Genomic DNA, 13,011 nt, shown 5'->3' on the forward strand with positions numbered 1-13,011 from the left:
CGGCGGGGGCGGGGGCGGGGCGGTGGGGGCGCGGGTGGGGTGGGGTGGGGTGGGGCTTAGACCAGGGGGCGCTTGAGGTGGTAGCGGTGGACTTCGGTGCTTCCTTGGACGTTGTTCACGTCCTCGGCGGCGGAGACGAGCTCCCAACCCTCCCGGCCGGCGAGGTTGAGATGCGCGATGGCGGTGTCGCCGAAGGCCGTGATGTCCTTGCGTGACCCGTCCGGCGCGTACCAGACGAACGAGACATGAAAATTGCGGCCCTGTCCCTGATAGCGGCGGACGAGCAGGGCGTACTCCCAGGCAACCATGCGGCCTATTATGACCGTCCAACCAGGACGGCGGCACGCGGGCCGTCGCGCATTGCCATCCGATGAACGCGGTGTGTCAACCCACCGAGCTGGGTGCCCGGCGGGCCAACTCGTCGGTGATGAGCGCCGCAAGGCGATCCAGCCCGAGGTCGATCTGTGCCGGAGTGACCGCGCTGACCGACAGCCGCAGCGCGCACACCGGCGCCGTGTCGTCGTAGAAGTGCGCCATCGGCGTCCACAGCACACCGTAGTCGCGCGCCGAGCGGTCCAGCAGCGCGTCGTCGACCGGAAACGGCACGGTCACCACCACGAAGAACCCGCCGGCGGGTACGGTCCACCGTACCGCCGCCGGACCGTCCGCCCCGGTTGGGAACCGCCGGTCCAGGCCGGCCACCAGGTGGCGCAGATTACGGGAGTACGCGGCCCGCTCCCGGGTGTTGGCGGGCACCAGGCTGCACCCGTGCTCCAGCAGCCGGCCGCCGATCACCGCCTGCGCGATCGGTGAGGTGTTCACCGTGACCATGCTCTTGATCATGGCGAGCTGGTCGGCGAGCGGGCCGACCCGACCGTCCGGCCCCGCCACCCGCTGGTCGGCGACCACATAGCCGACCCGCGCGCCGGGCAGCACGGTCTTGGCGAACGAGCCGAGGTAGACGACCCGCCGCTCGGTGTCCAACGACTTCAAAGTGGACGGGCGCGGCCCGTCGTCGAGGTGGAACAGCCCGTACGGGTTGTCCTCCAGCAGCAGCAGGTCCTCCTCGGCGGCCAGCGCCAGCAGACGCCGCCGATCGGCGGTGTCGAGGCTGACCCCCGAGGGATTGGCGAAGTCCGGCATCACGTAGCAGGCGCGTGGCCGGAGCCCGGCCGACCGCGCCCGGCGCACCTGGGTCCGCAGGTCGTCCAGGTCCACCCCGGACGGCCCGGCCGCGACCGGCCACACCGGCAGGTCCACCAGCCGGGCCGCGCCGGTCAGCCCGACGTAGGTCGGGGCGACCGCGAGCAGCACGTCCGCCGGCCCGGCGCGCAGCGCCCGCAGCACCAGGAACATCGCCTCCTGGCAGCCGACGGTCACCACGACGGCCTCCGGGTCGACGGTGATCCCCTCGTCGACGGCGAGGTTGCGGGCGATCAGGTGGTGCACGATGCCCTTGGTCCGGCCGTACTGCAGCAACAGCCGCCGGGCCTGCTCGGGTGAGTGACCCAGGTCGTCGGTGAGGTGCCGGTGGAACGTGTCCAGGTGCCGGTGCACCGCCGCGAGGTCGAAGAACTCCTCGTACGGTCGGCCGGCCGCGAGGGACACCGCCGCTGGATAGCGCTCGGACACCTCGTTGAGGAAGTTCATCGAGGTCAGCGCCGGATCGCCCAGCGCGGGGTGCAGGTCGGCGACGGTCAGGTCTACCGATTCGGTGTCGGTCACCGCTCAGCCCGCCGTTCGGGTACGCAGCTCGCCGGCCGCCGCCGGGTCGGAACAGCCGGCCAGGGTGAGAGCGTCGCGCAGTTCGGCGGCGAGCAGGTCCAGTGCGTCCCGCGCGCCGCGTTCGCCTCCGACGGCCAGCGCCCAGAGCAGCGGCCGACCGACCAGCACCCCGGCGGCACCCAGCGCCAGCGCCCGCAGCACGTCGGTGCCGCCACGGATGCCGCTGTCCATCAGCACCTGGCACCTGTCGCCGACCGCGTCGACGACCTCCGGGAGCATGGTGACGCTGGCCGGAGCCCCGTCGAGCTGCCGCCCGCCGTGGTTGGACACGACCACCGCGTCCGCGCCGATCCGTACCGCCTCGACCGCGTCGCGGGGGTCCAGCACTCCCTTGACCACCAGTGGAAGGTCGACGTGTTCGCGGAGCCAGGCCAGGTCCGTCCAGCGCAGCGCCGGCGCGAACGCCGCGTCGGTGTGCGCGGCGATCGCGGACACCCCGGGGGCACCGCTGTGCGCCAGGGCGTCCCGGCCGTCGGGCAGGTTCGCGGCGACCACGTCGGCGGGCAGCCGAAACGCGTTGCGCAGGTCCCGGGGGCGTCGGCCGAGCACCGGGACGTCCACGGTGACCACCAGCGCCCGGCAGCCCGCCGCGACGACCCGGGCCAGCAGATCGCGGACGAGAGCCCGCTCGCGCAGCCAGTAGAGCTGGAACCAGACCTCCGCGCCCACACCGGTGACCTGCTCGATCGGAGTGCTGCCCAGCGTGCTCGCCAGATAGGGCACCCCGGCCGCGCCGGCCGCCGCCGCCAGGGCCAGTTCCCCGTCCGGGTGCACCAGCCGCTGGTACGCCATCGGCGCCACCCCGACCGGCATGGCGTACGCGCGGCCGAGCAGGTGGGTGCCGAGGTCGACGCTGTCCACGCCGCGCAGCACCCGGGGCAGCACCGCGACCCGATCCAGCGCGCACCGGTTGGCCGCGAGGGTCACCTCGTCCGCGCTGCCACCGGCGATGTAGTCCCACACCTCCGCCGGCAGCACGACCCGGGCCCGCTCGGCGTAGTCGGCGAGCGACACGGCCGGCACGCCGGTCAGCACCTGTTCAGCCATCCTGCACTCCCGTGTCGGGCGGACGGTCCTGCTCACGTTGCAGCCCGAACCGTTCCCGCAGGAACGCCGCCGCGTCGAGCTGCGCCCGCCGCCCGTCGGTGAAGGCGCCGGGCATGGCGAAGAAGCCGTGGATCATTCCCGGGAAGTGCGCCAGCCGGGTGGGTACGCCAGCATCGCGCAGTCGCTCGGCGTAGCGCTGCCCCTCGGCGCAGAGCGGGTCCAGCTCGGCGGTGACCACCAGCGCCGGAGGCAGCCCGGACAGGTCGTCGGCGAGCAGCGGAGAGACGAGGGGGTCCCGGGCGTGTGCCGGGTCTGCCAGGTAGTGCGTGCGGTACCAGGCCACCGAGCGGCGGTTGAACAGCGTCGGATCGTCGTCGGCCGGGCCGGCCGGCTCGCCGCTCTGGTCGGTGTTCGGGTAGACCAGCAGCTGCGCGGCGAGCGTGGGCCCCTCCGCGCGGCAGAGCAGGGTGACCGCGGCGGCAAGGTTCCCACCAGCGCTGTCCCCGCCCACCGCCAGCCGCTCCGGGTCCACGCCCAGCCGGTCGGCATGCCCGGCGACCCAGCGGGTGGCGGCGTGGCAGTCGTGCACCGCGGCCGGGAAGGGATGCTCCGGGGCGAGGCGGTAGCCGACGGTGATCACCTGGCAGGGCACGGCATTGGCCAGTCGCCGGCAGATGCCGTCGGCGGTGTCGATGCTGCCGAGCGTCCACCCGCCACCGAAGAAGTACAGCAGGGTGGGCAGCGGGCCGGGCCCGGCCGGCCGGTACACCCGCAGCGGCAGTTCACCGGCGGGGCCGGGGATCATCTCGTCGCGTACCTCGGCCACCGGCTCGACCTCGCCGGTGCCGGCGCGGATCGCGGCCAGGTCCGCGGCGCGCGCCTCGGTCAGGGTCTGCGCGTACAGCGGGGGGGTGCCGGTCACGGCACGGGCCGCACGGTATGCCGCCACCTCCGGGTGCAGGGCCATGTCGCTCCTATCCACCGGTGCTGACCAGTAGCTTGTCGATGCCGCGCAGGACCAGACTGCCGCTGTACGTCGGCGTCTCGGTGACCGTCAGGCCGGGGAACCGGGCGAACAGCCGGGGCAGCGCGAGGCGCCCCTCCAACCGGGACACCGCCGCGCCGATGCAGAAGTGCAGGCCCGCCCCGAAGGCCAGCGACGGTGGGCCGGGTCGGGTCGGGTCGAAGGTGTCCGGGGCCGGAAAACGCGCCGGGTCCCGGTTGGCCGCAGCGATCATGATAAGCACGTTGTCGTCCTTGGCGATCGGCACACCGTCCAGCACGGTGTCGTCCGGCGCGGCGCGGGCCAGGAAGTGCACGGGGCTCGCCATCCGCAGCACCTCGTCGACGCAGCCCTGGGCCAGTTTCTCGTCGGTGGGCAGCGCGGCGACCGTCTCCGGGTGGGCCAGCAGCAGCGGCAACCCGTTGCTGAACATGTAGACGGTGGTGACGAAGCTGGCGTTGAACAGCACGATCAGGTTGCTGACCAACTCCTCCTCGGTCAGCTCCACCTCGCCTGCGTCGAGCGCCTCGACCAACCCGCTGAGCAGGTCGTCCCCGGGCACCCGGCGGCGGTGCGCCAGCAGCTCCCGGTAGAAGACCCGCAGCTCCTGCGCCGCGGTGTTGGCCGCGGCCAGCCGCTGCGGGGTCTTACCGGCCACGTCCAGGAACTCGTCGATCCGCTCCACCCGCTCCCGGTACCACGCCAGGTCCCCCGTCGGGATGCCGATGAACTCGGCCATCACCAGGGCCGGGATCGGGTACGCGAAGTCGGCCACGAAGTCGACAACGCCTTCCCCGGCGTCGGCCATCCGGTCCAGCAGGTCGTCGACCACCCGCAGGATCACCGGTTCCAGCGCGCCGAGTCGGCGTGGCGTGAAGGCGCGGGAGAAGACGTGCCGCATCCGGGTGTGATCGGGCGGGTTGACGAACATCATCGAGGTCTGGAAGGTACGCAGGATCTCCTGCTCCTCCCAGCCCGGCGGCGGCTGCTTCGTCCACTCCGGATCGCGCAGCAGCCCGTCGATCAGGTCGTACCCGACCGCCACCGCGGCCACCGTGCTGTGCTCGGCGCGGGCCGGCACCGCGCTGACCGGCCCGAACCGGTGCAGGCCCGCGTACCACGGGTACGGATCCTGTCGGCCCTGCTCGCTGTAGAGGCCGGTGAGCAACTCCCCCACGTCCACGACGATCTCCTCCCCAGGAATGGTGTGGCCGGGGAAGGCGGGGGTCACCCGCCTTCCCCGGCCGGTGTCACAGGCCGAGCACCCGCAGCGGCACGGCGTTGGCCATCGCCTGGTTGCCGGCGTCGTTCGGGTGGATGTGGTCCCCCGAGTCGTACGCGGGCAGCAGTTGGCTGGGCCGCGCCGGGTCGCGCAGCACCCGGTCGAAGTCGAGCAGCCCGTCGAACTCCCGGCTGCCCCGCAGGTACGCGTTCACCGCCTGCCGGGTGGCGTCCTTCTGCGGCGTCCACACACCCGGCGCGCCGTGCCCCTCGTACGGCGTCAGCGTGGCCACCAGGCTGGTCAGCCCGCGCTGCTGGAGTTGCTGGTTGATCTGCCGCAGGGTGGCGATGATCGCCTCGGGTGAGTCGTTGGACATCCAGATGTCATTGATGCCCAGGTGGGTGACGACGGTCCGCACGCCGGTCTGGGCGAAGACGTCCTCGTTGAGCCGGGCCGCCGCGTTGGGGCCGAGCTGGAAGTAGCCGGGGTAGTTGCCGTCGCCCGGCTCGGTGCCCTCGTGGTTGAGCCGGTTGCCGGCGAGGCTCAGGTTGAGCACGCCCGGGGTGCGCTTGTCCGGCCGGTCGGCGAGCAGCCGGTCGGAGAGCAGATCGGGCCAGCGCCGGTTGGCGTTGACCGTGCTGCCGTTGCCGTCACCCATCGAGTCGCTGAGCACGACCACCGCACCGGGGCTGGCCTTTCGCTGCACGTCGATGCCGGAGAGGAAGAACCAGCAGCACGTGGGACGGATGGTGAACCCGGCGCCGTCGGCGGCTGCGGTCAGGTCACCGGCGCCGATGAAGTTGTTCTGCTGGGACTGCCCGTGGAAGGTGGTCGGCCCGGTCGGCGTCGGGAAGTGCAGGGTGACCACCAGGTCGCTGTCGTCCGCGACCGGGAAGCTCAGCGGGTCGCTGAGCAGCTCGGCGCCCCGGTTCATGGTCGCCGACGCGGCACCGGTGAAGGCCAGCGGGCGCAGCGAGGCCGGGTCGATGTCGGAGACGTCGTCGACGGTTACCGTGTTCGGCCGGGCGACGGTGGCCCGACCGACCTTGACCGCCTGCTCGCCGTAGAGGTTGCTCAGGCGTACCCGCAGCGCCGGGCCGCCGACCGAGACGTGCACGACCATCCGGACGCTCTGGTCGTTCAGACCGGTGTTGGTCAGCCCCACCGAGTTGCCCCGGGTGACCGCGGTGGCCCAGCTGCCCGCCCACTCGGACCGGTCGGGTCGGTCGGCGGTGGTCTCGGACGGACCGGCGCTGGCGACGACGGCGGGTGTTCCCGCGACCAGCAGCGCGGCCGCGGCGGCGATGACATGCCATCTCTTCGGGGTCGACATTGAACCTCCATCGTGTGGCAGCCCAGGGCCGTCCGCTGACGGCTCCCGCCTGGACGATGGTCCAGAAACCTAGCCGCCGCCGATGACGGGCGTCAATCAACCTGATCGACGCGATCAAATGTCCGCCGGGCCTCTCGGATCGCCCTTCGGCCGGGTCCCCACCAGCCCTTCCGGGCCTAGGCTCGCAGGCGGCGGCGGTGCGGTCGCCGAAGCGCGCGCCACCGTCGCGTCGTTGACCCGGGACCGCCGCTTTCTCGGATGGGAGCTGCCGGATGACTGACAGACCCGGGCACACGACCACCTATGTGGACAGGGTGTTGGATCTCTTCGCCGACTTCGGTGACCGAGAGGCGCTGGTCGGTGGAGGCCGCCGGCTCACCTACACCGAGGCCGCCACGCAGGTGCGGGCGATGGCCGCGACGCTGACCCGGCACGGCGTACGGCCGGGGGCGGCGGTGCTGGTCACCGTGGCGAACGCGGTGGAGGGCCCGCTGCTCCAGCTCGCGCTGCACCTGATCGGCTGCCGCACGATGTGGGTCGCCCCGGTCACCGCCCGCCGGGAGGTCGACGAGTTCATCCGCCTGGCTCGCCCCGACGCCCTGGTCTACGACGCCCGGGACCCGGCCAGCCTGGGCCCGGAACTGGCCGCCGCGCTGCCCGGCACACCGGTGTGTTGCCTGGGCCCGGGCGGCGCCGGTCCGGACCTCACCGCCGACGCGGACCCGGCCGATCTGCCGGCGCCCGTGCCGGCGCCGGAGTCGTTCCTGCAGACCAGCGGCACCACCGGCAGCCCCAAGCTGGTGCACCACCGGGAGAGCTTCTACGCCCAGATCCTCGCCCTGGCAGCCGACTTCCGAGCCGCCGGGTTCCCGCTGCTGCGGCACCTGTCGCACTCGCCGATGTGGCTGGCCAGCGGGCAGATCACCACGCTGTTCAACCTGTTCACCGGCGGGGTGCTGGTGCTGCGCGACGACTGGGACCCGGTGGCCTTCGTGGACACCGTGCAGCGGGAGCGGATCAACTCCACCTTCGTCACCCCGCCGATGCTCTACGAGGTGCTGGACCACCCGGCGCTGGTCGGTGCGGACTTCTCCGCCATGTTCATGTTCAACGTGGGCGCCGGCCCCGCCGCGCCCGCCCGGCTGCGCCAGGCCATCGCGCGTTTCGGCCCGGTGCTGCGCATCGTGTACGGCCTCAGCGAAGCCGTCGTGATCACCGCGCTGCCCGGGCTGACCGACGATCCGGAGCATCCGGAGCGGCTGCGCTCCTGCGGGCGGCCCTACGGCGACGTACGCATCGAGATCCGCGACGACGACGGCTCGGTGCTGCCGACGGGCCGCGACGGCGAGGTGTGGGTGCACACCCGGCTGAGTTTCGCCGGTTACCACGGCCAACCCGAGCTGACCGCGCAGACGTTGGTCGACGGCTGGGTGCGTACCCGCGACATCGGCCACCTCGACGACGACGGCTACCTCTACCTGGTCGACCGGGCACACGACATGATCGTGACGCATCGACGGAACTGGGCGATCTTCTGCCGCCCGATCGAGGACGTGCTGGCCGGGCACCCGCAGGTGCGGGCCGCCGCCGTGATCGGCGTACCCGACGAGACGGTCGGCGAGGTTCCGTACGCGTACGTGGTGGTCGCGCCCGGCGCGACGGTCACCGGGGCGGAGCTGATCGACCTGGTCACCGCCGAACTCAACGAGATGTGGGCGCCCGCCGGGGTCGAGTTCACCGACCGCCTGCCGGTGAACCGGTCGGTGAAGGTGGACAAGCGGGCACTGCGCGACCGGTACGCGGCGCGCCGGGCGGCGGCGGTCGGGGCGTGACCCCCCGCCGGCAGCTGATCGTCCTGGTCAGCGCGGACCTGATCTCCAACCTGGGCACCCGCATCTCGGTGGTCACCATCCCGTGGCTGGTGCTGGTCACCACGGGCAGCCCGACCAAGATGGGCCTGGTCGCGTTCGCCGAGACACTGCCGTACCTGCTGTCCAGCGCGTTGGGCACGCCATGGGCGGACCGGATCGGTCTGCGCCGCACCTCGATCGTGTGCGACGTGGGCAGCGCGGCGGTCATGCTGATCGTGGCGCTGACCCCGTGGCTGGGCTTCACCTCGCTGGTGGCGCTCGTGGCGGTGGCGGGCGCGCTCCGTGGCATCGGCGACCGGGTGAAGCACGTGATGTTTCGGCCGGTCGCCGAGGCCGCCGGGGTGCCGCTGATCCGGCTGACCTCCGCGTACGACGGGCTGAGCCGCCTGGTGACCCTGTTCGGCGCCGCCGTCGGCGGCCTGTTGATCGCCGGCTTCGGCGTGACCGGGGCGATCCTCATCGACGCGGCCAGCTTCGGCGTCTGTGCGCTGCTGATCGGCCTCCTGGTCCGCCCGCAGGCCGCCCCGGCGCAACCCGCCCAGCCGGAGAGGTACCTCCGCGCCCTGCGGGGCGGCTTCAGCTACCTGGCTCGGGACCGACCGCTGCTGGGCATGCTGGTGGTCATCTCGGCGCTGAACATGGTGGCCAACGCCAGCGTGGCCGTCTACATCCCGGTCTGGGTCGCCCGTGAGCTACACGGCCCGAGCGGGCTCGGCCTGGTGCTGGCGGCGTTCTCGGCGGGCGCACTGCTGGGCAACGTGCTGTTCACCGCGCTCGGGCCCCGGCTGCCCCGTCGGCTGACGTTCCTGGTCGGGGCGCTGGTCGCCGGCACACCCCGGCTGGTGGCGCTGGCGATCAGCGACGAACTGCCGATGGTGCTCGTGGTGACGTTCCTGTCCGGGATCGGCATCGCGGCGGTCAACCCGCTGCTGGGGGTGGCGCTCTATGAGCGGGTACCACCGGAGTTGCAGACCCGGGTGATCGGCATCTCCGGTTCGTTGGCCTTCATCGGGCTGCCGGTCGGCGCGCTGCTCGGCGGCTGGTCGGTGGACGCCCTGGGGCTCACCCCGGCGCTGCTGGTCATGGCGGCGGCCTGCCTGGTGGTCACCGCGTACCCGCTGGTGGCCCGCCCGTCGGGTCCGAAGGCCCCGATGCGACCCGCCCCCGCCACCACACCCTGACACCCCGAAATCCGAGAGCTCATATAGTCGGGCAGTGAACGTGGAACAGGTCCGGCAGGCATATGCGTCCGTCGCGGAGCTCTACATCGGGCTGTTCGGTACGAGCCAGCAGGTACATCCCGACGACCTCGCCTTCATCGGGCGACATCTGGCGGGCCGACCTGGCACGGTGCTCGATCTGGGCTGCGGGCCCGGCCAGATCACCGGCTACCTGCACTCGTTGGGCGTCGACGCAACGGGAATCGACATGGTCCCCGAGTTCATCGCCCACGCGCGGGCGACCCACCCGAGCGTGGAGTTCCAACTCGGGTCGTTGGAAAGCCTCGATGTCGCCAACCACTCCGTCGACGGCATCCTGGCCTGGTTCTCGTTGATTCACCTACCGCCGCAGAGTCTCGACGCCGTGCTCGCTGAGTTCCGGCGAGCAACGGCCCCGGCCGGAACGGTGGTGCTCGGTTTCTTCGAGGGTGACGAGGTCGCCGCCTTCGACCACAAGGTCGTGACCGCGTACCGCTGGCCCGTCGACGAACTCTCCGAGTGCTTGACGCGAGCCGGGTTCACGGAGGTTGAGCGCGTGCGGCGGCCCAGCGACGGCACTCACCGGCCGTACGCCGCCATCGCGGCAGTCGCCACCGAAGGGTAAGGCGTCGGCGAGCACACCGTGGCCGGCTGAGCCCGTACCGTGGGGGCATGCCCAGCTGGGAGGACGTCCGCCGCACGCCCGACGGCCCGCTCCTCGGCGTACGAGTCGCCGACGTCGGTGTGAAGGAAGCCCTGCTCGCCGACGACCCGTCGGTCTACCTCACCACCCCGCACTTCGACGGCTACCCGGCGGTGCTGGTCCGGCTCGACCGGATCGGTCTTTCCGAGTTGACCGAAGTGGTCACCGAGGCGTGGCACGCCCGCGCCCCGAAGCGTCTCGCCGCCACCCACCGAGCCGCACAGGAGCCAACCGACGGCTGACCCGGGTCAGCGCCCGGCCGGGGCCGGGGCGGCGTGTTCGGCGCCGCAGCGCGGGCAGCGCAGCCGCACCCCGGCGGCCCGGGGCACCCGTAGCCGCTGACCGCAACCGCAGGTGAACACCGGCTGGGTCGACCGCAGGTATTCGTCACGCTCGCGGTGCGGCCAGCTGCCCTGGCAGCGTTGGCACCGTTTCGGCGGGTAGCTGTGGTAATGGGCCAGCCCGAACGCGCCCGCGATCATCACGGTGGCGAAGAACGGCAGACCCAGCAGCGCGAGGAGGGCGGGCAGCATCGCGCCGGACAACACCGCGCCGACCACTGTCAACACCACCATCGGCACGCCGAGCAGGAGGCCCGCGAAGCCCCAGGTGAAGACCAGCAGGGACAGCACGAAGAGCAGCCGCACCCGGCCGGGCGCCCAGCGGGCCACGCCGTACCCGCCGCATCGTGGGCAGGTCGGCGAGGCGGGATGCGGCACGACCCGCAGCGCCTTCGGCGCGAGCCACTCGACGAGCCGCTTGAGGATCTCCTCGACCAGTTTCGTCGCCATGGACTGCAGAAACGCACTGAGCACGCCTGCCACCTCCCCCGTGCCACCGCGACGTCGGCGGTCGGCCCACCGCCATCGTGACCGGCCCGCGGCGTCACCTCACCCCGACGCGCCCACATTGCCGGGCGGGCGACACCAATCCGACAGCGCCAGCCACGTCCGTCCGGGGAAGTTCGTCGCGCGTTCGTCTCAGGGCCGCGCGGGCGTCGGCGGGGGCGGTTAGCCTCGGCCGTCGTCACCGCGCCCGGCCCGGATGACCGGACGACGCCCGACACCAGGTCGGAGGCACCGGCCGGCACCCGCCCCTCGTGACCGGCACGGGACATCCCGCTCCCCCAGCGCCAGGAGGCCGTCGCGCATGACGTCGTCACCCACCCGCCGCACCACCGCCGAGGTCACCGCCGTCCACCGGATCGGCGACAGCGCGCCGCACAGCGCGTTCACCGACCTCGTCCGGCACTCCGGGAGCTGGTTCTGCGCCTTCCGCGAGGCACGAAGCCACCTCTCCGACGACGGAGTGATCCGGGTGCTGACCTCGACCGACGGTCGATCGTGGACCTTCGCCACGATCATCCGCCAGGCCGGAACGGACCTGCGCGACCCGCGCCTCGTCGCGCGGCCGGACGGGCGGCTGCAACTGCTGGCGGCAGCCGTCACCGGGGAGACCACCAAGAGCTTCCAGACGGTGACCTGGCTCTCCGGGGACGGGCACGCCTGGGGCGATCCGACCCCGATCGGCGAGCCGGGCGTCTGGGTGTGGAGGGCGGCCTGGCACGACGGCACGATGTACGGCGTCGGCTACGCCACCGGTGCGCCGAGGTTCGCCCGGCTCTACCGCAGCACCGACGGCATCGACCTTCAGCCGTGGGTGCCGACTCTGTTCGAGGACGGGTACCCCAACGAGTCGGGGCTGGTCGTCGATCCGGACGGCGCGGCCTTCTGCCTGCTGCGCCGCGACGGGGGCAACGCCACCGCGCAGCTCGGCCGGTCCGTGCCGCCCTATCGGGACTGGCACTGGACGGACCTGGGTGTCCAGGTGGGCGGCCCGACGCTGCTGCGGCTGCCCGACGGACGGCTGCTGGCCGGGGTACGCCTGCTCGACGGCGAGGTACGTACCGCGGTCTGCGCCGTGGACCCCGACCGGGGCGAGCTGACCGAGCTGGTCGCACTGCCCTCCGGCGGCGACACCAGCTATCCCGGCCTCGTCTGGCACGACGACCTGCTCTGGGTCAGCTACTACTCCTCGCACGAGGGACGGACCTGCGTCTACCTCGCGGAGGTCCGTCTGACCGGCTGAGCGGGCCATGGCCGGGGCGCCCCCGAGTCGGCTAGCGTGCCGGCATGCCATCGACGCTCACCGAATCGACGGACCCGTACTGCCTGCGTCCCGGCGAGGCCGCCGAGTTGCTGCGCGGGCATCCGTGGCGGCGGTTCGTGGCGCTCGGCGACAGCGTCGTGGAGGGGATGTGCGAGCCGACGCCGGGCTACCCGGACGTGCAGTGGGCCGATCGGATCGCCGCCGAACTGGCCGCCGTCCGCCCCGGGCTGGCGTACCGGAATCTGGGTCGACGCGGGCTGCGGGCGCACCAGGTGCGGGCCGACCAGCTCGCCCCGGCGCTGGCCTTCGCGCCGGACCTGGCGTTGGTGGTCTGCGGCGGCAACGACGCCTTCCACCCGGCGTACGACGCGGACGCGGTGGACGTCGAGCTGACCGCGATGATCCTCGCGCTGCGGGACGCTGGCGCGGACGTCATCACGGTGGGCATGTTCGACGTGTCGCACAGCCCGGCGGTCCCCGAACCGTTGCGCGCCGGCCTGGCCGAGCGGATGCGCCGACTGTCGGCACACACGGCGAGGCTGGCCGAGCGCCTGAACACCCTGCACGTCCACCTGACCGACCACCCGCTCACCGCCGACCCGAGCCTCTACAGCAGCGACGGCCGCCACGGCAGCGCCCGCAGCGACGCCGTGGCAACGGCAGAAACCCTCCGCCGCCTATCCCCCACCCCCCCCCCCGTCCCGCGCCCCCACCCCCCCCCGCCCGCGGGGCGCCGCGC

The 13,011-nt window shown here is 72.6% G+C and carries 13 protein-coding genes; 6 read left to right on the plus strand and 7 right to left on the minus strand.

Annotation, left to right across the window (positions count from 1 at the left end; genetic code table 11):
• Positions 1–56 precede the first annotated feature (56 nt).
• The 6 genes from ABZS37_RS32075 to ABZS37_RS32100 all read right to left on the minus strand — a co-directional run bounded on the left by ABZS37_RS32075 (position 57) and on the right by ABZS37_RS32100 (position 6,363).
• Positions 57–317 carry a hypothetical protein gene (locus ABZS37_RS32075; RefSeq protein WP_355175264.1) on the minus strand — a complete coding sequence of 87 codons (261 nt, stop codon included), beginning with the start codon at positions 315–317 and terminating at the stop codon, positions 57–59.
• Positions 318–384: 67 nt separating this feature from the next.
• Positions 385–1,725, minus strand: a complete 1,341-nt coding sequence (locus tag ABZS37_RS32080; RefSeq protein ID WP_355175244.1) for a PLP-dependent aminotransferase family protein — start codon at positions 1,723–1,725, stop codon at positions 385–387.
• A gap of 3 nt (positions 1,726–1,728) precedes the next feature.
• Positions 1,729–2,832, minus strand: a complete 1,104-nt coding sequence (locus ABZS37_RS32085; protein WP_355175246.1) for an alpha-hydroxy acid oxidase — start codon at positions 2,830–2,832, stop codon at positions 1,729–1,731.
• A complete protein-coding gene (locus ABZS37_RS32090; protein WP_355175248.1) occupies positions 2,825–3,799 on the minus strand; it encodes an alpha/beta hydrolase in 975 nt (324 codons plus the stop codon). Before ABZS37_RS32090 ends, ABZS37_RS32085 begins: the two co-directional genes overlap by 8 nt.
• Positions 3,800–3,806: 7 nt before the next feature.
• A complete protein-coding gene (locus tag ABZS37_RS32095) occupies positions 3,807–5,018 on the minus strand; it encodes a cytochrome P450 (RefSeq protein WP_355175266.1) in 1,212 nt (403 codons plus the stop codon).
• A gap of 67 nt (positions 5,019–5,085) precedes the next feature.
• Positions 5,086–6,363 carry an SGNH/GDSL hydrolase family protein gene (locus ABZS37_RS32100; protein ID WP_355175268.1) on the minus strand — a complete coding sequence of 426 codons (1,278 nt, stop codon included), beginning with the start codon at positions 6,361–6,363 and terminating at the stop codon, positions 5,086–5,088.
• 299 nt (positions 6,364–6,662) lie between these two features.
• Between ABZS37_RS32100 and ABZS37_RS32105 the strand changes: the two genes are divergently transcribed.
• From ABZS37_RS32105 to ABZS37_RS32120, 4 genes are read left to right on the plus strand one after another with little or no spacing between them, the layout of a single operon-like run.
• A complete protein-coding gene (locus tag ABZS37_RS32105) occupies positions 6,663–8,222 on the plus strand; it encodes an AMP-binding protein (protein WP_355175250.1) in 1,560 nt (519 codons plus the stop codon).
• Positions 8,219–9,442, plus strand: a complete 1,224-nt coding sequence (locus ABZS37_RS32110; protein ID WP_355175252.1) for an MFS transporter — start codon at positions 8,219–8,221, stop codon at positions 9,440–9,442. The genes ABZS37_RS32105 and ABZS37_RS32110 overlap by 4 nt, the downstream gene beginning before the upstream one ends.
• Positions 9,443–9,476: 34 nt before the next feature.
• Positions 9,477–10,085, plus strand: a complete 609-nt coding sequence (locus ABZS37_RS32115) for a class I SAM-dependent methyltransferase (RefSeq protein ID WP_355175254.1) — start codon at positions 9,477–9,479, stop codon at positions 10,083–10,085.
• 47 nt (positions 10,086–10,132) lie between these two features.
• A complete protein-coding gene (locus ABZS37_RS32120; protein WP_355175256.1) occupies positions 10,133–10,405 on the plus strand; it encodes a hypothetical protein in 273 nt (90 codons plus the stop codon).
• A gap of 6 nt (positions 10,406–10,411) precedes the next feature.
• On the opposite strand, the gene ABZS37_RS32125 is transcribed toward ABZS37_RS32120, so the two are convergent.
• The gene (locus tag ABZS37_RS32125; RefSeq protein WP_355175258.1) at positions 10,412–10,978 is read right to left on the minus strand and encodes a hypothetical protein; all 567 of its coding nucleotides are present in this window, start codon (positions 10,976–10,978) and stop codon (positions 10,412–10,414) included.
• 334 nt (positions 10,979–11,312) lie between these two features.
• Here ABZS37_RS32125 and ABZS37_RS32130 point away from each other — a divergent pair, with 334 nt between their 5' ends.
• Positions 11,313–12,251: a sialidase family protein gene (locus ABZS37_RS32130; protein WP_355175260.1), complete on the plus strand. Its 939-nt coding sequence runs from the start codon at positions 11,313–11,315 to the stop codon at positions 12,249–12,251.
• Between the two features lie 44 nt (positions 12,252–12,295).
• Positions 12,296–13,011: SGNH/GDSL hydrolase family protein (locus ABZS37_RS32135; protein WP_355175262.1), on the plus strand; the 716-nt coding region annotated here is incomplete at its 3' end.

The organism is Micromonospora sp. NPDC005413 (assembly GCF_040606435.1).
Lineage (GTDB): Bacteria > Actinomycetota > Actinomycetes > Mycobacteriales > Micromonosporaceae > Micromonospora.

Coding starts and splice junctions, on each gene's coding strand:
- ABZS37_RS32120 (WP_355175256.1), top strand. CDS start 10,133: ATGCCCAGCTGGGAGGACGTCCGCCGCACGCCCGACGGCCCGCTCCTC.
- ABZS37_RS32130 (WP_355175260.1), top strand. CDS start 11,313: ATGACGTCGTCACCCACCCGCCGCACCACCGCCGAGGTCACCGCCGTC.
- ABZS37_RS32090 (WP_355175248.1), bottom strand. CDS start 3,799: ATGGCCCTGCACCCGGAGGTGGCGGCATACCGTGCGGCCCGTGCCGTG.
- ABZS37_RS32105 (WP_355175250.1), top strand. CDS start 6,663: ATGACTGACAGACCCGGGCACACGACCACCTATGTGGACAGGGTGTTG.
- ABZS37_RS32085 (WP_355175246.1), bottom strand. CDS start 2,832: ATGGCTGAACAGGTGCTGACCGGCGTGCCGGCCGTGTCGCTCGCCGAC.